Origin of the sequence: Zunongwangia sp. HRR-M8, assembly GCF_027594405.1 — a bacterium.
Lineage (GTDB): Bacteria > Bacteroidota > Bacteroidia > Flavobacteriales > Flavobacteriaceae > Zunongwangia.
This window is the reverse complement of record NZ_CP115161.1, coordinates 1,235,041-1,258,424: the sequence shown is the minus strand read 5'-3', so window position 1 is coordinate 1,258,424 and position 23,384 is coordinate 1,235,041. Positions and strand designations below refer to the sequence as shown.

At 36.0% G+C, this 23,384-nt stretch carries 15 protein-coding genes; all 15 read right to left on the bottom strand.

What is annotated here, in order from left to right:
* Positions 1-7 precede the first annotated feature (7 nt).
* Positions 8-2,473, bottom strand: a complete 2,466-nt coding sequence (locus tag PBT89_RS05365) for a pectate lyase family protein (protein ID WP_270063728.1) — start codon at positions 2,471-2,473, stop codon at positions 8-10.
* The gene (locus PBT89_RS05360) at positions 2,466-4,811 is read right to left on the bottom strand and encodes a DUF5703 domain-containing protein (RefSeq protein ID WP_270063727.1); all 2,346 of its coding nucleotides are present in this window, start codon (positions 4,809-4,811) and stop codon (positions 2,466-2,468) included. Before PBT89_RS05360 ends, PBT89_RS05365 begins: the two co-directional genes overlap by 8 nt.
* Before the next feature lie 8 nt (positions 4,812-4,819).
* Positions 4,820-6,247 carry a sialate O-acetylesterase gene (locus PBT89_RS05355; RefSeq protein WP_270063726.1) on the bottom strand — a complete coding sequence of 476 codons (1,428 nt, stop codon included), beginning with the start codon at positions 6,245-6,247 and terminating at the stop codon, positions 4,820-4,822.
* A 92-nt stretch (positions 6,248-6,339) separates the two neighbouring features.
* The gene (locus PBT89_RS05350) at positions 6,340-7,602 is read right to left on the bottom strand and encodes a bile acid:sodium symporter family protein (RefSeq protein WP_270063725.1); all 1,263 of its coding nucleotides are present in this window, start codon (positions 7,600-7,602) and stop codon (positions 6,340-6,342) included.
* A gap of 1 nt (position 7,603) precedes the next feature.
* Positions 7,604-8,266 carry an aspartate/glutamate racemase family protein gene (locus PBT89_RS05345; protein WP_270063724.1) on the bottom strand — a complete coding sequence of 221 codons (663 nt, stop codon included), beginning with the start codon at positions 8,264-8,266 and terminating at the stop codon, positions 7,604-7,606.
* A complete protein-coding gene (locus PBT89_RS05340; RefSeq protein ID WP_270063723.1) occupies positions 8,259-9,668 on the bottom strand; it encodes a four-carbon acid sugar kinase family protein in 1,410 nt (469 codons plus the stop codon). Before PBT89_RS05340 ends, PBT89_RS05345 begins: the two co-directional genes overlap by 8 nt.
* A complete protein-coding gene (locus tag PBT89_RS05335; RefSeq protein WP_270063722.1) occupies positions 9,655-10,908 on the bottom strand; it encodes a ribulose-bisphosphate carboxylase large subunit family protein in 1,254 nt (417 codons plus the stop codon). Before PBT89_RS05335 ends, PBT89_RS05340 begins: the two co-directional genes overlap by 14 nt.
* A 70-nt stretch (positions 10,909-10,978) precedes the next feature.
* Positions 10,979-14,380, bottom strand: coding sequence for a glycosyl hydrolase (locus PBT89_RS05330; RefSeq protein ID WP_270063721.1), 3,402 nt, complete (start codon positions 14,378-14,380; stop codon positions 10,979-10,981).
* On the bottom strand, positions 14,380-17,619 hold the full coding sequence (locus tag PBT89_RS05325; RefSeq protein WP_270063720.1) for a glycoside hydrolase family 2 TIM barrel-domain containing protein: 3,240 nt from the start codon (positions 17,617-17,619) through the stop codon (positions 14,380-14,382). Before PBT89_RS05325 ends, PBT89_RS05330 begins: the two co-directional genes overlap by 1 nt.
* Before the next feature lie 34 nt (positions 17,620-17,653).
* Positions 17,654-18,787: a glycosylase gene (locus PBT89_RS05320; RefSeq protein WP_270063719.1), complete on the bottom strand. Its 1,134-nt coding sequence runs from the start codon at positions 18,785-18,787 to the stop codon at positions 17,654-17,656.
* Positions 18,788-18,865: 78 nt separating this feature from the next.
* Positions 18,866-20,107 carry a glucuronyl esterase domain-containing protein gene (locus PBT89_RS05315; RefSeq protein ID WP_270063718.1) on the bottom strand — a complete coding sequence of 414 codons (1,242 nt, stop codon included), beginning with the start codon at positions 20,105-20,107 and terminating at the stop codon, positions 18,866-18,868.
* Positions 20,104-20,424 carry a hypothetical protein gene (locus PBT89_RS05310; RefSeq protein WP_270063717.1) on the bottom strand — a complete coding sequence of 107 codons (321 nt, stop codon included), beginning with the start codon at positions 20,422-20,424 and terminating at the stop codon, positions 20,104-20,106. Before PBT89_RS05310 ends, PBT89_RS05315 begins: the two co-directional genes overlap by 4 nt.
* Before the next feature lie 20 nt (positions 20,425-20,444).
* A complete protein-coding gene (locus PBT89_RS05305) occupies positions 20,445-21,488 on the bottom strand; it encodes a Gfo/Idh/MocA family protein (protein ID WP_270063716.1) in 1,044 nt (347 codons plus the stop codon).
* Complete coding sequence (locus tag PBT89_RS05300; RefSeq protein WP_270063715.1) at positions 21,488-22,522, bottom strand: L-rhamnose/proton symporter RhaT; 1,035 nt, start codon at positions 22,520-22,522, stop codon at positions 21,488-21,490. Before PBT89_RS05300 ends, PBT89_RS05305 begins: the two co-directional genes overlap by 1 nt.
* Positions 22,519-23,382 carry an amidohydrolase family protein gene (locus PBT89_RS05295; RefSeq protein ID WP_270063714.1) on the bottom strand — a complete coding sequence of 288 codons (864 nt, stop codon included), beginning with the start codon at positions 23,380-23,382 and terminating at the stop codon, positions 22,519-22,521. The genes PBT89_RS05300 and PBT89_RS05295 overlap by 4 nt, the downstream gene beginning before the upstream one ends.
* Between the last annotated feature and the right edge of the window lie 2 nt (positions 23,383-23,384).

The window sequence follows — 23,384 nt, the reverse complement described above, 5'->3', positions numbered from 1 at the left end:
GATATCGTTATTGGATAAAAATATTAATCTTTCTAGTCATCGAATCTCCATCAGCATCGGTAACCTTAACCCGCAACACATGAAATCCTTTTTCTTTACTAGAAAACGAGATTATGTCATTCTTGATTCTTGCCGAACCTTCAAGCAAAGAATATTTAGGTGACTTTACAAAGCCCTTAAATAGATCTTTTGCAGAAATATCTATTTTCTTTTCTGCTTCAACACTATAATGCGGTTCAGCAAGCCAATTAAGATAATATTCAAGTTCGGTAAATCCGTCTTTATTGCTATCTGAATTCGCTTCACTAAAATCTCCTTTAGCTGAATTTACATTTAAGCCTTTCGCCTTTTCCCACCAGTTTGGTAGACCGTCGTGATCTGTATCCCAATCGGCAGGTCTAGTTTCTTCGGGATATTCTTCCCATCCACCGGCGTCTTCTTCTGTATCGATCATACCGGCAAGTCCACTAATACTACCCTTATATTTATAAGTACTATCTATAGTTTCCTGAATAATTCTTTTATCATGATTATCTAAAGGTAAATTAGATCCAACATCAGATAATACGATTTTATACGCCAAAGTAGCGGGTTGTGTTTCTACATAGGATGGAAAAAATGGCTCATCTACAAAGGTTTCATAGTCTACAATTTCATCATTGGAAATTTTTGAGCGTCTTCCTTTTTCCTGATTCTCCAGTCCAAATGTTCCAGGCATCACATTACCTTTAAAATATGCCTTTTGAGAACCCAATCCTACTCCTTCATGATCCATGGTTAAAGCGAAAAATAAATCTGTTGAAGGTCCCGGTTTATAATAATTATTTACGAAATTAACTTCATGCGCTCCACCATCGGTGGTTCTATGTCCCCAGTTGTAAACCACATTGTTTCGAATGTCTAGCCGACCCGCATAATATCCATTTCCCGTTAATCCGCCACCTAAACTCCAATTTCTTCCATAATTATGAGCCAGAAGATTATGATGAAAGCTTCCAATATCACCACCAATAGTTGCCGCATATCCATGCATTTTGCCTCCTTCATATTTTCCATGATCAGCAATATTTAAAGCTTCAGAGATCAAAGTACGCTGTAATGTAATATTATGTGCTCCTCTCGAACTAAAAGATTCGTCTATAGTCCAACTGATTGAACTATGATCAATAATGCTATGATTTGCACCGGTTAACCCCATACCATCATAGGTTCTTCCCGCTCCAATTCTAACCCGCAAAAATCGCAGAATACCATCATCCCCTGTTAAGCCTATTGGAGCTCTGGAAATTGTAATTCCTTTACCCGGGGCAGTTTGCCCTGCAACGGTTACATATTTATCGCTAATCACCAAACGTGATTTTAATTCGATATTACCAGAAACATTAAAAACAATAGTTCTGGGACCATTAATTTCTTCTACGGCATATCGTAAACTACCTTCACCTTCATCATTTAGATTAGTAACTTCAACAACTTTTCCTCCACGCCCTCCTATTGCAAATCGCCCGTAACCCTGGGCTCCCGGAAAAGCTAATTGTGCAGGTTTGAAGGACCAAACTTCACCTCGAGTTAAATCTCCATTTTCATCGATTTCATCTACCCTCCAATAATATGTTTGCATAGAATACAGATCGGATACTTCAAAATTATTATCGGTGATATCACCTTGAAATTCTTCAGAATCTTCAGACGCCTCTATAATATTATCTTGATTAGTCCCGAAATATAATCTATGACTTTTGATACCGCTAGGAGATTTCCACTTTAAATTTAAATGGTCATCAATGACAACGTGCTCGTCAGAGTTTTCCGGAAATGGGCTTCGCGCCTGATTCATCATATTTTGACCATCCAGTTCAAATCCATTCAGAACTAAAATATCGTTTGCAATATCACTATTAGTATCAACCTCGAAATTTATGGTAACTGCTTTATCATCCTCAACTTCAAATTTTATATAAGCCATGGCTGAATTAACAGTAGCATCAGTCCTATTTGATGGTTTCACCGTTTTTACTTTTTCGTTATTGACAAATATGCTAATCGGAGCAAAAGTTTTTGCCTCCGGACTATCGAAAGTATTATGAAAAGTAAGTAAAGTGTGTTTCCCTTTTTTAAGACCAGAGATAATCATGGTTAAAGATCCTTTAGCCACTAATCCATCGCTTACCAGCTGTGCATAATTAGGAGCCTGTATACCAGCTTTATACCAACCTGACTTAAGATCTCCTTCAAAAGTAATGCTGGTTTCATCAAAGGATTTTGTTAACTTTTTTTCTTCTCCAATAACCCATGATTTATATAAGGGATCATTAACCTCTTTGAGTCTTCTTCCATCAAAATCTAAATCTACTTTTAAAGTTTGAAAGTCTTTTTTATCTAGTGAAGTTTGTGCTTCACATGCCATATTCAGACTCATAACTAACATAAGTATAAGCTTAAAGCTTAACTTTTTACATCCTATCTTATTCATTATCCAAGATTAATTTACTTTTTTCTTCTTCTGAAGATTCGTAAAGATTAATAATATTATTTCTCTCGTAATTTGAACTTATTTCTATAATTTCCGACACACCATTTTCTACTTTTGCCTCAACTATTACATTACCTGGAGCGTGCATTTTAAAATGAACATTCCAGTGCTTGGGCCAGGCAGGGAAAAGTAAAATCTTGTCATTAACTGTTTGTAAAAGCATTTCCTGAAGTCCGATCATTCCCGAACCTCCCCAATTATGATCTGGAACCCAATCAAAACCTGGTCCCCAAAATGCAGCAAATCTTCGACCTGAATTTGCTAATTTCATTTTGGTGAATCTAGCGGCCTCTTTGGTAAAGCCTAATCGTGCAGCGAAAATATTATCTTGTTTCCATCCAATATGACTTCTAAATTTTTTAGCATCGGGATCAAGTCTAAAAGTATTTCTAGCGATATCTAATTCGGGCTTACCAATTCCATAGATTCCCCACGGAAATACAGGATATAATTGTGGAACCTCTGTATTATTCACACGTTCCCAACTTTTGGCCGGAGCAATTACCTTTTTATCTGCTATTTCTCGAAAATTAAGAGGCGGTATTCTATTTTGGAATTCTTTTAAATATGATTTCTCTATATCAGATAAATAGTGCTTCGGTAAATACAGAAGTTTTTCAGAAATGACCCTTAAACCAGCAATTGTTGAGTTGGCATTATAAGCCATTTTATAAGTTTCTGCTGCAGATCCTGGATAAAGTATCAAATCTCCATTAGTATCCAGTTTTTCACTTCCTCGTTTTCCTGCCAGATATTGATAATGCTCATCAAAAAATTGCAAACTACTCATCACCAATGGAAGATATTCAGAAATATCTATTTTCGCATAATAATGTTGATCGAGAATCATCATGCAAAATTCTAAAATAGTGTCCCACTGGTATTCCAGCCAGGCATTGTATTGCATTCCAGGATCGTAATCTTCAGGGCGATTCCAATTGTATTCAGAGGGATTTGGTAGTCCATAATTCTCAATTTGCTCAGTAAAAGATGCCCCCTTATGATTCCAGTACACTATAGAGCGTAACTGAGCATTTTTCAGTATACGCTGGTAAAATTTAAATTGTGGAGTCATCATTTCAAAATCACCACTTTTCAACATAGGAAAATAAACCAGACGTTGATTTTGCGCAGTCATAGTCCCTCCACCCCAATTCCTGAAATCTGGCGTAAATTTATATGTAGAATCAACATAAGCTGGATCGTAAGTAAAAAGACCTCCATTAAATTTGGTTGGATATTCCCCGTAAGCATTACATCCAAGCATATATCGGAATAACTGATAATTCTGTCCTATCTGAAATACAGAATCTTTTTTTGTTGAATTTGTTTCCTGAACGTAGATCCAACTACGATCCCAAAATGCATTCCACCAATCCTGCGATTTCTTTGCTGCTCGGTTTTTATCTTTCTTATATTCCTGAACAGAATTTAATAATACAGACTTCCAATTTTTAATATTTTCTGTTTGTTTCGTATACAGCTGAATTTGGATATTTTGATTCTTTGATGGCTTTTTACTTTTTAGCCGAAAACCTTTAAAATCGGTATTCTGATAAACTCCTTCGTAGATTCCAGCAGGCTGGAAATTCGAACCGTGAATAAGTCCGCCAAAAGTGAGATTTCTTAAAGGGTTCGTCATCTGGTCTTTAACAGATTCCATCTTTTGCTGTTTGACAGCTACATCAAAGACTGTACTATAACGATTTCGGTGATAAAAAAGAATCTTTTCCTCATGAAAAAATATAGAATCTGCATATGTAATGATTTTTCCTTGTGGCGCCCATTTATAAGAATTGGCATTATTCGCTTTTCCTTTTACTTCTCGATCGTGATAGCGCCAGTTTTCATAATTTACCGATGCTTCAATTTTTGTAGAACTTTCAATATCCATGTGAATTACAGGATTAAAAACATCTACCCAGAACTTTATTTGGGTATTATTTTGGCTAATTTCCAAAAAACCATTATTCAGCTTTAATTCTTGTTTAAAGCCTTCTTCAGTACTAAACGGATTTGGTTCTAATTCCAATTTTAAGCGACCTAATTTTAGAAAAGTATTATGCTCATCAAAAGTTCCGCTTCTCGAGAAATACGCATATATAGATCCCTTTTCTACCCAAACATTCATTCCTATATCACCACCACCAACTGGCATAGATTCTGAACTATTATTACTTTGTGACGTCCAAGTAGGATTGTAATCCGCTAAATCAGGAATTTGCGCATGTAGGATAAAACAGGCCAGTAAAAGTATGATGAAAAAATATTGTTTCATTTTGTATATTACCATTCATCAGTTCTAAAAGAAGAAATAGGCAAGCCTCCATTGCTCCATAATTGGGCTTCGACAAAATCCTTAAATAAATATCGCACAGCGATAGGTTCCTTTACTTGCGAAGAGGTAAGTACTACTGATTTTCGTCGAATCTCAGCATCAGCTTTATAAAATTTTTGATCTTCCCCGGCAATCTCAAAACCAGTAACCTTTCTTCCTCTAGACGTAATTCCATTTGGAACATTCTTAAAAGATACAATAACACTATTTTCTTTAACCTCTAAAGCGTTAAATTCAGGACTTTCATACTCAAACCCCTCTAAACCATAGGTTTTAGCTAGTGCAAGATAGGCCAGTCTTTTCCCTCCTTTTTCTTTTTGTGCAGGATGGATATTATCCTTCTCCCCCACATCGGTAAGAATCGCAATTCCAGAGTTTGGAATTATTTTAGCAGCCTTTAATTGAGCTTCTCTTAAATAAGCAGAATTATATTTTTCAACTATAGTATCTGATGTGAATACACTATAATCAAATGGAGCAATCTGCGCAAAATAGAAAGGAAATTCTCCTTGGTTCCATTCTTTTCTCCAATCATTTACCATTTTTGGAAATAGCTTTTGATATTGAAAAGGACGATCGTAATTGGACTCTCCTTGATACCATATAGCCCCTTTAATTCCGTAACCCATCACGGGAGATAACATCCCATTATATAATGCAGTTGCTGTTCTATTAGGCTCACTAATATCTTCCGCTTTTTCTGGAATATTTATGCTATCAAAATCCCTGAGCATTTGCTGGCTCATCCATGCTTCCACATTAGACCCTCCATAAGAGACATGAATAAGCCCTACGGGGACTTCCAGAACCTTGTTAAGCAAACATCCAAAATACCAGGCTGTAGCACTAAAATTTGAAACATTTTTTGGAGAAGCTTCAACCCAACCACCCTCAAAATCTTTTACTGGTTCAATTTTAGAATTTCGTGGAATAGTAATAAGTCTTATATTTTTATTGCTGGAATTAATAATAGCATCATTACCACCATCCACTGGCTGCCCGGGAAAACCTTTTAAAGGCATTTCCATATTAGACTGTCCAGAACATAACCAAACTTCCCCAATGGTAACGTTTTCGATTGATTTGGTATCATTATCATTCGTTACGGTAATTTTAAAATTTCCGCCTGCCTCTGGAGTTTGAATCTTTACACTCCAATTCCCCTTGTTGTTACTTTTAGCTTTATACGTCTTTTGGTCCCAGGATGTAAATATTTGATATTCCGCGTTTGCCTCACCCCATCCCCAAATTGGAACTTGGGCGTGCTGCTGAAGAATCATATTATCTGAAAATAAAGAAGGTAATTTAATCTGCGCATTTAGTTGAAGACTAAAAAATACGCAAATAGCAATTAATGTGGATTTGAAAAAACTCATGTATAACAACGCTTAGATATCCTAAATTTAAGCATTCTATATATCAAACCATCCTGCACCTACTTGGCATCTCAGGCTTTTAAGTGATCAGATTATTTATTTTTTCTCCAGTAATTCGCGAGTAGAGATCCAGAAATATTCATCCAGGGACTAAAAACGGCTGAAGCCAAACCCAAAGTAGCCAATTTTCCCATAACCCCAGCAAGTCCAGATGCCATACCTCCGTTTTGCATTCCAACTTCTAATGCAATGGTTTTGGATGAAATTTTATCCATACCTACAATTCTGCTTAACCAATATCCCAAGGTATACCCTAGTGAATTATGAAGAATAGATGCCAGTAAAAGAAATATTCCTATAGCAAGTAAATTATCCCGGCTAGCAGCAGTAGTAACAGTAGTAAAATAGATAATTCCACACATTGAAATTAATGGCATAATGCGCTGTATCCTGGGATAAATATAAAAAAGCAAATAATATAAATTTCCAAACAACACAGCTCCGAAAACAAAATTAACAAGACCTATTAAATTAAGAATATGCTCAGAAAATATCGTATTCAAATATCCCCAAAATCCAAAATACATAATCAATAACCATAAAATGGAAACTACTGAAAAAGCATTTATTATTTTTATGAATATTCCATCACTATTACGTAATCCATCGAATATCAAAGCTGCTCCAATTGGTATGAGAACTATTTTTATAATTTGAAAACACATATCCAGAAAATTAATCTCTACATAAGTACCTGCTAATATTTTCATCAAAAAAGGTGTCATTAAAGGTGCTATCAAAGTTGCAACAGCTGTAAGCGTAATAGACAAAGTTAAGTTTGCATTAGCCAGATAAACCATAACATTAGAGGCTAGACCACTAGAGCAGGATCCTATCAAAATTATACCGGCAGCGATTTCAGGTTCAAAATCAAATAATTTAGCAAGTAAAAATCCAGTAATTGGCATGATCGTAAACTGGCAAATTAAACCGATCAAAACTCCTTTTCCCATCGTACGCAAACCTCTAAAATCTTTTAGGCTCATTTGCGTTCCCATTCCAAACATTACCAATTGCACAATAATCAATATTAACCAAGGGTTTCTTAGGTCTATCGTGCCCCATTCAAGAAAAGCCGTAGGATAAAACATCCCACAAACAATCGCGCAAATAATCCACGCAGTATATTGGTAAGTTTTAAGTTTCTCTAATGAACCTAGCCCTATCGCGATACTCACTGCGGCCAATACTGCAACCGGTGGAATTAAACTTACAGCATTACTTAACCATAATATAAATAGTAGAATAATTGCTGCTCCCCCTATCCACAAAGCGTACTGGTAAACTTTTTTCATTTTACAGTATTCTGGCAAGATATTCCATAGCTACTGGAGGGCTTGCCAGTATAGGAATTTTTCTATCAATATCATCCAACTGTTCTACCACTCTCGCCATTGAAGCCTGAGCCAAAACTATCACATCAACAGTATCTGTAAGTTCTATTAGTGCAGCTGCTACTTTTTTATCGTGTTCTTGCGCATTCCCATTCATCAAAGCTTCGAAAGCTCCTTCGCATAATTTTGAAGTCAGTTCTATTTCTTTACCCACAGCAAGTGCTCTACGCTGAACAAGATCACTTGTAGGTTCTAAAGTTGTAGGAAGCGTGGCAACCACTCCAATTTTTTTTCCTTCAGCAACCGCTTTATCTGCCATAGGACGATCTACACGGAGCACGGGAACAGAAGTTAAAATTTCTGATGACTCTACCGCAGCACCGATAGAAGAACATGTTACCATTATGTAATCTGCACCGGCTTCTTCGGCAGATCCAACATAATTTACTACCCGCCTAGCGGTATCCGGAGTTAATTTATTCCGTTCTATCGTATTCTTAATGAGACTGTCGTCAACAATATTAAAAATCTGAATATCTTTATCTTTCAGGTATTCTTCGACAAGCTCTTGAAATATTGGCACCAAAGTAGCTGAAGTATGGATTAATGCTAATTTTTTACTCATAATTTTTAATTTGATTTTCAATTTTTCCTTTCTGTAATTCAACGAAATATGCTTTGCCTCCTACCTGGCCTCCTTTTAAATTAATTTCCATATTATTTATTGGAGAATCCATCGCAAAAGCTTTGCATAGTGGTGCGCCCTTGTAAAGCGGAGCAATCATTTCAACAGCATTAATACCCAATTCTCTGGCAGTATAACTTGAAGTATCTCCTCCAGCAATGATAAGCCTTTCCAACATTACTTCTGAGAGAACTCTCAGAGCAGTCTGTCCTAATATTTTCCCAAACTTCGCCGGTAACTCTTTCCTAGTGCGAGATGCATCCCATCCTAGTCTATTAGTAATTTCTTTTGTTACTCCCAACCTTTTATCGTCAGGCCCTTTAGAAGTATGAAAAATAACGCTGATGTCTTTTTTTAAAAATTGAATAATTTTATCGGAATATTTGATAATAAAATCTTCCAAATTCTTTTCTAAAAATTCTGGCTCTACCGAAACTTCAACAAAACCCATTTTTAAAGCGTATTCTATTTGATCTGCTGTAACAGGACTTACACTTCCTGAAAGTACTAAAACAGCTTTATTTTCTTTTAAAGCTTTCCAGTTTTTGCACTCATTTAATTTTCCTTTCTGTTGCCAATAATCTCCTAAAGCTTTTCCTACACCAGAAGAACCTATTGTAAATAGTGACTTATCATCCTCTACTGATTCTTCCAGAAGTTCGCCAAGAATTTTCATTTGGCGCTCATAAAGTCCATCAAAAAAAACAATTTTATTTTCTTTTGAAATCTGTTTGAGTTTATCTTTTAGTTGCTCCAAAGAAAGTTCAAGATCCAGAAGGTTAATTAATCCTGATGAGAAATCACACTGTAAAGCCAATTGATCTCGAAGATCACCTTCTGTAGCAGGAGTTACGGGATGTCTGGACATTGAAGGGTGTTGATCTATCCTAAAAATTTCTCCATCACTGCCTATACCCATTTGAGCAAATAAATTACCGAACGCCATATATCTTCCAAGATTAGGTGCAGCGATAAGAATAGGAACAAAACGGTTTTTGAATTGCTTAAATCCCTCCTTAATAGCAACTCCAATATTCCCGATTTCTGATGAACTATCGAATGTGGAACAAACTTTATAATGAACATGTCTAGGATTGAGTAATGCTATTTTTTCAAAATCTTCCTTAAGTGTGCTTCTCATTTCTTCGGGAATCATCGAACGGGTTAAACCTGCAACACCAATAGCATCTAAATTTTGATATTGTGATAGTAATTCTACTGAAGGCGGCTCCATAAATAGCATTGTTTTTGCACCGGCTCTGGCCATAAATTCCAAGGCATCAGTAGAACCGGTGAAATCATCACCATAAAAAACCATTAATAGTTTCTTATCTTTTTGCATTACCTCCAAATTTTTCTACTGATTCCCTAAATTCTTTATTTTCTTTTGCCGTCTCCTCTAAAGTCTTACCGGCAACCGCATTCTCCCACGCTTGTTTTAAAGCTTTTACTCCTCCTGCGGGTCCCGAAGGATGTGCCATAATACCACCGCCAGCCATATAGAGGAGATTCGTGGTATTTGTAAATTTGTACGTATCAAAAGCCTGTCCTCCCCATTGTCCTGAAGAAACTACAGGCAATAGGTCTTTTAAACCTAAAAAACTAGATGTACAGGATTTAATAGATCTAATTACTGATTGATCTGATTCCCAGAACTTATTACGAATTCCGTTTACATGTAATTGATCTACTCCAGCTAATCGCCATAGTTTAGCGTAGGCGGGAAAATTAATCCCTAGCATTGGATGACGATTAATCATTCCCCAGCCGTTACGATGACCGTGAATAGATAATTCACCTCTATCAGCGATAGCTTTAACCGCGGTCCAACCAACACTGTTTATACTTAGCATTGCACAGTTACCTTGATTTTCTACAATTGTATCATAGTTTCTTTTGAGTGTATCATAATCACCTGATATATTAAAGGCATACATAACCTTTTTCCCTGTTTTTTGCTCAAAACGATTAATTTCATTCATAATAAGCTTTACTCGCCTCTCGAAGGGTGAGTTCGCAGAAGAAGCCATTAACTCATCGTCTTTTATAAAATCGATCCCGGCTTCTATCAATTCTTTCACTAGTTTTGCGGTTTCTTCCGGAGACATTCCTATGCTCGGCTTTATAATCGTACCAATCATAGGCCTTCCTGGCTTCACATTAGCCAGGTTTTTTGTTTTTTCTGAACCAAAGGCCGGTCCCCTAAATTTTCCTTCATACCATTTTGGCAAATCAAAATCATCTAACTTAAGACCAGTAAATTGTCGTAATTCGTACAGGTTTCCCTGCAGTGTAGAAATTAAGGTGGGGATATTAGCCTGGAAATTTTCAACCGACCAAGACACACTAACTTTTGCTCTTTTAAATTTTGAATTATGAATATCTCCCGGTATGCTGGGATGTGTTATAGCCTCCAATTCCTCTATGCGTTCTACACGAGCTGCAAATCTTTTCTTTAGAGCTTCCGTTTCACCAGGAACACTTACAAAGGTTCCACTGGATTGCTCTCCTGCAAGTACTGCAGCAGCATCTTCAAGTTTATAAGGGGTTTCTATTAGATAATGTGCGGTAATTCTATCCATGCATAATAAATTAAGCCTGAATCTAAATTTCCATCAAAACATAAAATTTCGCATCCTGTCCTTACATGCGCTATTTCAGGGTTTCTAATTTTACGGGGCCTATTAGCCCGGCCGGAAGTAATTTCTCACCATTTAATCGATAAGGTGCAGTAGTCCAGCTTAAGCGTTCCTGTTCCGGTAATTTATGATCGCCTATTAGTCTATTTCGCCAAGTATTGGTTATTTTTATTTCCAATTTATTGTTTCCATTTTTGAGCGCTTTGGAAACATTAATGCGATGCGGAAACGTCCAAATTACACCGATATTTTTTCCGTTAAGAATGACTTCAGCTATATCTGAAAACTCCCCGAGATTAAGCCAAATATCATCAGTCTTTCCTTTAAACATAAACTCTTTTTTATAAACGGAAGTTCCTGAATAATACTTGATACTATCATTTTCTGAATCAGACCAATCGAATAATTGATCTATTTTAATATTTTTTTCTGCTCCATAATATTTTTTTTCAAAGGATAGTATCCATTTTTCATCCAAATTATAGAGATTCTCAAACTCATGCCAGTTTTTTCCTTTCGCTAATTGCTCTTCAGATGTTTTTTCTTTAAATAAAAGAAATAGCGAACCATTCTTTGCGAATTTTAGGGGTACGACTGTACGCTTATTTTCTACTTTCCAATTCCTAAGAGGACGGGGTTCATTAGTAACAGGATCATATAAATAGGGTTTTTGGCCAATTATACGGAAAGAAACTTTGACCTCTTTCTCTATGGAATCCTGATTGCTTAGAAAATAAATTTCAGATTTATTTGTCTTCCGGTGAGACCACGAAAATTTCTGAATCCCATCTCTTTCTAGTTGAGGAAACAATACATCTGGCTCAACGCCTATTTCATTAAAATTCTTCCCGTAAAATGGAAGTTGAATTACTTTTCCTTTTCCTATTTTCCAAGAGTTACCAACTTCTAAATTCAAATCGTTTTTATAGCCTTTCCAGATTTCATCGATTGTTTTTTTCCATTCCAATTTATCTATTGAATCCGAAAATCCTGAAATCCGAAGCGGTTTTTCAGCAACGAAAATTGTAGCTCCATTTTTGACTAATTTTAATATTTTATCGGCTACTTTTTTTGAAATCATACGATTAGGCGACATTTTTTGACTTCCGGGAAATACTAACGCCTTGTACTGAATATTTCCCTTAAATTGAACATACCCATCAATAACCTTAGCGTCATTGAGCAAAACATCTGGATTGAATGAATCATATTTATAACCATTCATGGTGTTCACCCAATCCTTTTGATTCGTAACATTTTTAGAATAGGTAACTTCTTTAGGCATTTTTGCCGTAGGCTGTCCTTTATTTTTTAAACGAGATTTTTCAGAAATAACTCGTTCTTCTCCAAAAATATTCGGCATAAAGGGAACCAATCTATCCGGTAAAACTGATCTAGACGGTAATTCTTCTCCACTAAAAACGGCTAGATCTACTACCGGAGTTCCTTTTTGAAGTTGAAACTGAACTCTTCTACAATACTCGACCCATGCTTTACCAGGCTTCCACCAGGTTTGATCTCTTTGAAAATAATGCCCTACGCCATCTAAAGTCATTCCAGGTTTACGATCTAACCATGGGTTATGTACAAAAACATGATAAAAGATTCGATTTACACCAAGCGCAAAATTACGATCTGCCATTGGTTTCAATAACTCTGGGTCTTCATCCCAGTCCATCCTTAGCTCAGTAAATGCTTCAGCCTGAATAATATTTTTATCGTAAATATGCCCTCCTGAAATAGCATCTAACATATCGTTTGGTTTATCGTGGGTCGGACTTTTTAACCAGTATTCACCTCCGGGATAATCAACATTTTTAAAATGCATTAATGCATCACTAACCATAGTTGGCGCTACATTTTCGGAACTGAATTTCACACCTAGTTGATCTGCTTCATTTTTCATGGTTCCGAAGAAATTATCCACAATCAGTTCAGAAATAGTTTTACGTACATCATATAAAACCTGCTCTGAAGTTTCCTTGTCTTCTAAAGGAATTCCAGCAAAAAGCGGAAGAAATGGAACAATGTCATACCCACGACGACTTTTAAATTCATCTCTAAAAACAGTACTCCAGTTCTGGCTTCCTGCCTCCCAGCTATCAATATGCAGAATACTCAGCACTTTTGGAACCAAATCTTCCCCAGCTATCGCTGCTGATTTTCCAAACCATTTATGGAATTGAAATTTTATTGCATCTGGATTAAATTTATCTACTTCCAGCCCTTTTCCTGCTCCTCCGGTTTCATTTTCCTGACCGGTAGTGGTATGTCCAAAACGTATAATCTTCCATTTACCAGAGGGAACATTCCAGCTTAATGATCCTTTTTTGTCTACATATTCAGAAATATCTACAATCTTATCTTTTTTTATATAATCACCTTTAAGAATAGTGGTGGTTTCCGGACTTACTCTCCAGACTAAACCTGATTTACCTTCGTAATTGCCTATTTTTGATTGATTAGAAAGTATAATTTTACTCACCTTCAGGGATTGTTTCCATTTCGCGGCATCGAGATCTTCAGAACCAGGCTCAGATCCTTCAGGATCATACACAAATCGAAAATATTTTGCTTTTACCGGTTCTATACTATGTGTATAAGGAATTCCTGAATCTTGCCAACCATGACGCGGTGCCATAAGCCTTCCAAGATCTTTGAAATTAGTTCCATCATCACTCACCATAACTCGAAGACGATGTGCCTGATAGTTTACTCCTTTACTTTCAATTAAAATAGATTTACATAAAAAGGCTTCTTTAAACTCATACTGAATCCATCCTTTTTCACTCAACTTCAATTCATCTTCACTCGAAGGATCATTAAGAAAATAAGCATCAAAATCAATTTTGGTAGATGTTACTTTTGGCGATTTATCACTAGATGTTATTTCTTCTGAATATTGTGGAATGGCAAACGTAGCGATATCTTTATAGTAATGCTCAATAGTTTCAGGCTGTTTTAAATTGAGATTAAGTGTATTCCCTCCACTAACAACAGTATCTGTCCAAACCAGTTTTTGCATAGATTGTTCTGGTTTTATCCAAGGGCCACCTGCAACGGCAAAACCATCGGCTGCATGCATGGCTATTTTCAGGTCTAAACGATTTGCTTCTTCAGTTGCAAAACCAACCATTTCCCAAAACTCCTCGCTTAATTGTAAGATAGGAGGATTTATTAATGGCGGATCTGTAGGACCTTTAATGGTCATTAAATAAGCACCGGCAATCCCAGCATCTTTCATCGCTTCTAAATCAGCTGTAATCCCTTTTTTGGAATAAGCACTATTCATCCAATACCAGTACACCCAGGGTTTGGAATTTTCGTAGGCTTCGTCTTTCTCCTGTGAAAACAAAGTTTCTGTAGTGACTACAGCTAAAAATAAAGCAATATAAATGAAGCTTTTTTTAATCATCAATACTTAAACTTTTGCAAGTTGTCTTTTAAATTTGTTCCTTTTTTAAAAGGAATCAGAAAAAAACTATACTCGTAATTTTGCGAAGGGATTTGATACTTTTCCAAAGGTTGACCAACAGGAGACCAACTATCATTTCCTCCCACACCCATTTGTTTTAAATCGATATTTAAGGTTATATAACCGGGATTCTTCAAATCTGTGGTATGCTTAGCATTATTTAAATTTTCCTGAGTATATGGCCAGGCACTCATACTCAATGTTTTTTGTTGAGAAACGACTAAAAAACCTTTATTTTTTTTTGAAGTTGTTAATGCCATCCAACGAACTTCTGTACGATTAGCGTTTTCCTGTGGCATCACATAAGGCTCTATAAATTCGTTAAGCTTTTTGGAATATTCACCTATACGAAAACCATGATTTCGATCACTATAATTTTCCATGGGCCCTTTACCATACCAATTCACCAAGTCGTAATTTTTCTTGATTCCTAGCTGCATACCAATTTTCGGAATATTCGGTAATTGTTCAGAAGCATTTAGGGCATAATCTACTTTGATTAAAGCCTCAGGCAAAATTTCGTAAGTTATTGTTAGCGTTGCGCTATCTTTAATGACCTCGTAGTGACTACGGATAGTTACCGATTGTTTTTTGGAATTTACTTTGAAATCGACCAATTTGGGTTCAGCTTTGTACCATTGTTTTAATACTTTATTTGGTTTCCATCCTTTTCGATCATTATCGGTTAACGGACGTACAAAATTTGGTAGTAATGGAGAAAATATCTGTTCTTCTCCATCGATTATTAAGGAAGATAAAGCTCCATTTGTCTTATAGAATTCGGCTTCAAAATATTCCGATTTCACGATAGCTTTTTCTGAATCTTCAGAGACTTGAATATTTGACCTTTCATTGAATTTCGGCTGAATTTCTGGTTTGGACTGTATCAAAAACTGGTCTGAAGCTACTACAAATCCCTTATCAGCCCAAGCTTTATTTTCTTTTAACCGAAACTCAATATTCAATAAATATTCAGATTCTTTTTCAAGATTTGATACGAATAATGAAGGGTTAATAGTTATAGTATCGCCAGGAGCAACATCCAAAGGCTTGACTATTTTTTCTTTAGCAATTTCACCATCTTTAACAAGAATCAAAGCAACATCGTAAACCGATAAATTTTGTACCGGATTTCGGTTGGTAACTTGTAACGTATTTTGATTAATCAATTTGCTGCTCGCAGGTTGGTAAACCCATTTATTTTCAAACATCGCAGCTTTTGGTCGACCATCTGACGCTACAATACCATTAATATTAAAATTACCATCATGCAATTTTTCACCATAATCACCGCCATAAGCATAGAAATTTTCTCCTGTTTTAGGATCGTTTTTTAGTAATCCCTGGTCTTTATAATCCCAAATACAACCACCAATCACTCTTGGCAAAGACCTAAATTCATCCCATAATTCTTTTAAATTCCCTGTTGAATTTCCCATAGAATGAGAATATTCCACAAAAATAATTGGCCTGGTATCGGCCTTTTTATCTACCAGAAATTTTGGCGTAAATACTCCGGGATAAAATCGACTCACCATATCTACATAAGGTGCATCTTTAGGATTCTCAAAACGATGTGAATGGTCACCGGTAGAAGGATAACCTTCATCTAGAGGATCCAGATACCCCTCTAAGCGCGGATCACCTTGGGCGGGTTCGTAATGTACAGGTCTGGTAATATCAAAATTATGAGTCCATCCCGCCATAGCAGCATGATTGGGCCCGCTACCAGCCTCATTACCCAAACTCCAGAATATAATGCTGGGATGATTTTTATCACGTTCGACCATTCTGGTCATTCGTTCCATATAAGCATGATTCCATTTAGGATCATTACTTAACTTACCACCAATTCCATGAGTCTCTAAATTAGCTTCATCCATAACCATCAAACCATATTTATCGCATAAGTCATAAATATATGAATCGTTGGGATAATGGCTTGTCCGTATCAAGTTGAAATTAAACCGTTTGATGGTTTTAATATCCTCTTCCATATCTTCTCGAGTCATTGCTTTTCCTCGAACAGGATGATGATCATGGCGATTTACTCCGTAGACATAGGTTTCTTTTCCGTTAATCAACAATTTGCTGTTTTCTTTAGAAAATTCGATAGATCGAAATCCTATTTTTGATGCTTTTACTTCAGAAATATTTCCTTCAGCATCCTTTAAAATCAATAATAGAGTGTAAAGATTCGGAACCTCAGCACTCCATTTTTTTGGATTTTTTATTTTCTTTTCAAAAAAACCAAACCTTACATTATCCAATCTGGGATAACTTTCATTAATTATTTCTGAAACCACCGTATCCAAAGCTTTTTCAAAAACAGGGTGATTCTCTGGATCGTATAACTGAACTTCTAGGCGATGGTTTTTAATGGTATCCCCAGTAAGGTTTTGCACTTCTGGTCTTAATTGAAATAGAGCATCAGTATAATTTTTATCCAATTTTCCTTGAAAGAAAAAGTCTTCTATATGCAATTTAGGTTCAGCCATAAGAAATACTTCTCTTTGAATACCACTTAATCGCCAATGATCTTGATCTTCTAAATAGGATCCATCGCTCCAACGTAACACTTGTACCGAAAGTGTATTTTCACCTTCTGTTAAATAAGGTGTAATATTAAATTCTGATGGTAAAAAACTATCTTGCCCGTATCCTAAAAAATCACCATTAATCCATACTTTAAAGGCTGAGCTTACACCGCCAAAATGCAACGTAATAGTATGATCTTTCCAATCTACCGGAACGGTGAAATTTCTTTGATAAGACCCCACTCCATTAGTATCTTTTGGTACTGATGGTGGATTTATAGGACGGAAAGGATACACTGCACTTTTGTAAATTGGGATATCGTACCCCTTTAATTCCCAGTTTGAAGGAACTTCAATTGTATCCCAATTGTTTACTTGCTTTTTATAAAAATCTGATGGCGCATTTTGAAGGTTTATAGCATATTTAAAATTCCATTTGCCATTGAGCATTTTCAATCGACTTCTGTTTCGATCACCCGCTAATGCATCTTCAATATTTTTATAGGAATAAGCTGTAGCTCTTGCTGGTTTGCGATTGATACTGGTTACCAAAGGATTCTCCCAGGGATTAGGCTCATAAATTTGGGGTAATTCTGGTATCCCCGCCTTTTCCCCGGTAACCGTTTGACCAAATGTGGACAAACATGTACAGACTAAAACTATAAAATAAAAATTCCTAATCTTTCTTTTTCTCATCAGGGGCTACAAAATGAAGTTCACTTTTTCCTAAATCTTTTGAAGTTGCTACAGCGATACCGCGCTGAAAAGGCTTATTTACTGCACAATAGAAATGATAAACCACTCCGTCATGCTTTACCACAAAAGATTTATGCGCAAAAGATTCATCATAAGGCTCTGATGGCGCAATGAGATCTTCTCCTTCCCAGTCTTTCCAGTTAATTAAATCGTTGGAAACAGCAAATCTATTAAAGGCGCCTTCCTTCCAAAATGCTCCAAAATAAAACATTACCCAGGTATCATTAATCCGTTGAATATATGGATCTCCTGAAATCCCTGTATGGTGATTGATTAATGGCTTATTGCCGTAACGCTTCCAATCTTTCATATTATCAGAAACTGCCATGGCTATTCTTTCTGCACCTTTTCCTGGATTTAAACTATCTCCACGGGCATTATAATACATAATAAATTCGTGACCTGTTTCTCCTTGAAAATCTCTTATCACAGTTTCCTTATACATGGTGCTGTTATCATACCATCTGGCATCTTGATCATGTGGTGTAAGTATAGGTTTTGGCAGTCTTTCAAATTCAACTGGTTTATTAGGTACTTTTTCAGAATAAGCCATGCCTAGCGATAAAGTCCCGGCTTCATAACCTTCACTATCACCTCCAAAATAGCTCATCCAATATTTATTATCATATGTATTCCATTCATAACTACCACCCCATGTTGGATCTTGTAAAGCGATATATCCTGCCTTTTGATTTCTATCCCATTGGGTCGTATCGTTTGAAAAAGACATCACCTTTCCTAGATGTTCCCAGTCGAGCAGATTTTTACTTTTAGCCATCCAGGTTTCATAACCTCTACCGTCATAAATAAGGTAAGTCATATACCAGATATCATCAATTTTATAAACACTTGGGCAATCCATTTTATAGGAATTATCTTCAGGAACCATCACCAAACCATATTTATATGGAGTTTTGATCTCATTATAAATCTCTTCCATCACCGCATTGGTAATCTCCCTTTTTTTATAGGTTTTATTATTAAACTGGCTAGAACAGGATATAAGGCATACCACAAATGGCAGAAACAAAAAAGAGAAATGTAATTTTTTCATTAAAAATAGGTTTGACTCAACAGTAAGACAATATAAGATACTAAAGTTTTATAGCTATCCTGTACTTACTTGAAGATTCTATTTCCAGTTCAAATCAGCAAATTTTAAGAATTGTTCCCAGTCGTATTTAGTGATATCATGTGTTCCCGATCGAATATGATATCCCATTCCTTCTTTAAGCATGGGTCGATTTACTTCCGGAAAATGAATATTGCTAAAAGCCGTTATTCCAAAGAGATTATATACAGGGGAAGCTAGTTTCGCCGAAAGAAATTCGCCTTCTGGATCTGATCCGGGATCGACTTCAGCACTAGCAATATAAACTGGTCTTGGCGCTATAAGAGAAAGCACCATATGCTGATCGAAAGGTAATTTTTCTTCATTTAGATTAAACTCTTTAAATTTTTTACTAAACCAATGCCTATTACCATTATTCAAACGAGCTAGATCTTCCCCCACTTTGCGTTTAGATAGTGCAGCTCCGCCACCGCCGGATTCATTACTGATAACCATTCCAAAGCGTTGATCTTTGGCTCCAGCCCAAATAGCTGCTTTTCCCATCCTGGAAAATCCTAAAACGGCTATTTTTTCAGAATCAATATCTTCATCAGTTTCAAAATAATCCATACAACGACTCAATCCCCAAGCCCAGGCACCCATAGTGCTAAAATTATCTTCTCTATTTTGCAATTCTGGATATAAAGCATGTATTCCGTTTTTAAAATCATCAAAATAATCCGGATCAAGATCACCCGCATAAACCGTAGCTACACCATAACCTTTTTTCAAAATCATTTCTATCGGCCAGCGACTCGAAACTGCACCACGAGATTTTTCGGTTGGATGATTTTTAATTGAGCCCCCTGCTCCTATCCATACCCACTTGTCTGATAAACGAATTTTGGGATCTGAATTAACTGCATGATTTCCCTGAAAATTTAATCCTAAAAATACCGGTGCGGGTTTAATGTTTTTGGGTAGATAAATCAATAAATCTAGTAAATGGTAATCGGTTTTCCCTGGTATATATACAGCCACTTGCTTCCGAATCGCTTTTCCCTTTAAAGCATCTTCTGATTGATCAAAAACTATAAATTTGAGTTCGTCTGGAGCTTCAGGGGAAATTCCATACATTAACTTTTTGACCATTTCTAGAATTTCTGGCCGGCGTACACTTTTCCATTCTTCAATTTTGGTGATTGTAATCCCGTTTTCTGATAGTAGCGGGTCTGGTAATTTTAATTCGGCAGACTTTCTATTCTGTGCAGTTAGGTTGAAAACTATCATTAGAAAAAATGTCGCAAAAAAAAGTATTCTCATATCAGCCCCTTTTCTTCTAGTTTTTTCTTTAGGCTATAATATTTCTGAAGATCAAGCTCATCCTGTGATTTTCTATCTTTTCGTCTTACACGCTCCGGTTCAGAATTTTCAAAGATATCTTTTACTTTCACTTTAATTTCTTCATCTAATTCTAAAGTAGCATTTAACCAATCAATATTTTCATCATTATCCGTATCTAGTCCTCCAAAATGAACATCTATTGTTTCGTGATGTTTTGTTAAAATAACGGTTAAAACACCTTTATATAAAGCTGCTTTAAAGACTTCGCCTTTTACATTTAATTCAAAACCTATCATATTATTTTAAAATTAAATATTTATTCTTCTAATGAAGATGGATCAACCCCGCACTTCTGATTTGAAATGTAAGCCGCTTCAACCGCAGCCATGGTATGAATACAATCTTCCACACTATTATCGGGAATATAATCGGGGTTCTTACGCGCCTTAAATAGTTCTTGCATAGAACCTATAAATGCATGCGGAAACCAAGTACCATTGATTTTTTCTTCTTGCCAGTCGTCGTTTTCATCATATAAAATATATTCAAATTTATCATCCCTGCCTTTTGGATAATCCTTTAAGACTCCAATTTCAATTCGAATTGCCCCCTTGGTTCCCTCAATTTTTATAAAAGAACGCTGATATTTTTGAGAATACCCATGATTATGATTGGTAAGAATATTAGCTCTTATAAAATCACCGTAGTCCATAATAATATTGGATCGCACCTGTGCAAGATTTTCACATTCAGGATGCTTGATAGATTTAGCATAAACCTTCATGGGATTTCCAAGAAAGGATCGAACAAGATCAATATAATGAATGCTATGATAAAGAATTTCCATTCTAGGAATATTTTTCAAAAAATCCCATAAATGCCATGGTGTAAAAACATTTACATTTATCTCTATATCATGTATTTCTCCAAGCTTACCTTCAATGATAAAATCCCTGGCTTTACTAATAAAAGGAGCATAGCGTAATTGAAAATTAACACCTGCCTTTATTTGTTTATCACGACATAGGTTTAAAATTTCCTGCGCTGTTTTCAAGTTTTCACCCATTGGCTTTTGGATAAGTATTACTGAATCTTTAGGTATTTGTTCTAAAACATTAAAAACTTCTTTCCCAGGAACAGCGATGTCATAGACTGTGCTACTATTACTGTATCGTATAGCCTCATCGAGGGATTTAAATACATTAGATATTTTAAAAAGTTCTGCAAGATTTTCAGCTTTCTCTAGATTCATATCAAATATGCCAATCACATTGTAATCAGCAATTTGATAAGCGGGTAAATGGGCATCTTTAACAATTCCGCCTGCTCCTATTATGATTATCCCAGTTTGATCTCTCATTAGGTTGAAATTGAATTACCCATGGTTAATGAAAATACAGCTAAAAGCAATATAATTATAGCCATCACAAGTGAAAAAATTGTTCTTCGTTTGGCATGAATCCATTCTTTTAGTACCAAACCTGCTACCATACTGAATAATACCAGCATAATCATATGTATTGCCCAACTTGTAAATTTATAGGCTCCCATTCTTACATGTCCCAGCCCATAGAAAAAGAATTGGGAATACCACATCATGCCAGTAAACGTCGCTAGGACAAAATTTAATCGAAGAGACTTGCTTTGTAAAATATGATATTCTACCCAAGTTTTTTCTTTATTATGTAGAAAAATGCAATAAATCGAAGTGGTTATAAATGCTCCGGTATTTGAAAAAATATAAACCACATTGGTTTGAAAATTTCCAGCACCGTGTTCTAAAGCAATATCAGCAATAGGTTGTCCTTGATCTATCGCGAAGCCATATAAAGCAGATAATATTCCGGCAAGAATACATAAAGGAAGTCCTTTTTTTACTGAAAATGTGGTATCAATACTACCCGAATATCCAGATATATCAATTTCTTTAAACCTTCCTGCTACTCCACAAAGTGCAATTCCTATCACTCCTAATAACATCCCTAAAATAATCCAAAATGAACCTGATTGAGACAAAACTTCACCTAATTCTCCTTTCACTAAGGGTGATAACAACGTACCTATGACACAGGAAATTCCTATGGAAATGGCGTAAGTAAGTGAAAAACCAATGTATCGTATCGCCAGTCCAAAAGCAGTTCCTCCCACACCATATGCTGCTCCAAGTGCAAATGCTTTCCACATCGCATCTGAAGGCGCTTCGTGTAAAACCTGTATTAATTCAGGAATGGTTATCCATGCTACGATTAACGGAAGTAAAAACCAGCAAACAAATGCCTGAGCAAGCCAGTAGCTTTGCCACGACCAGTTGACCAATTTCTTTTGCGGTGTATAGCATAAAGCTGCAAAAGCAGCTCCAATAGCATGAAATGCCACTCCTCCAATTACACTCATAAATCTTCTAGGTTTAAATTATAAAAAGCATTTGCGTTATCGTAATAGACGGCACGCCTTTCTTCTTCACTTAATAAATCCTGAAGCGTTTCTTCATACTGTCTCCAGGTATAAGAATAACTGCCTGCTAATAAAGAAACTGGCCAGTCACCGCCTACCAAACAACGGTTACTGCCAAAATGATCTAAAATGAATTTTATATAATCAGAAATATCATCTTTCCCCCATTTTTCAGGTTTCCCGGAGGTAGTTCCCAGACCTGAAATTTTCATATAAAAATTTTGATTTTGAGCTGCTTTTTTCATCAAATCTCCCCATTTTCCGAACTTAAGCTTATCCTTAATTGGCGGCTGATTCAAATGATCAAAGACCATTTTCAGTTCCGGCTCCTGTCGGCAAACTTCCAGCGCAGTTTCGATGTGTTCCGGCAAAACCCCTACCACATCAAATGGAATATTTTCTTCAGCTAAGAAACTCAATGATTTTAAAACCTTAGGCTGAAGTAACCATCGAATATCATTTTCATCGTGAATAAGATGCCTAATTCCTTTAAAATATAGGTTCTTTTGATATTTATTCTGCAAGATTGCTTTGGAATAATCAGGATCTAACAAAGGTAACCAGCCTACTACTCCTTTAATCCAAGGCGTCTGGCTTGCAACATGTAACATCCAATCTGTGTCTTCTGAATTATTCGCTGCCTGCACCAATATCCCATATTCCACATTAGTTTTGAGTCTTTCGCCTTCAAGTTCTTCAATAGCATAGGTGCGATTTAAAGGTGAATTATTTCCTTCTAACCACGTGTATTTTGCTTTTTCAAAATCCCAAATATGAATATGGGTATCAATAATCTTCATTT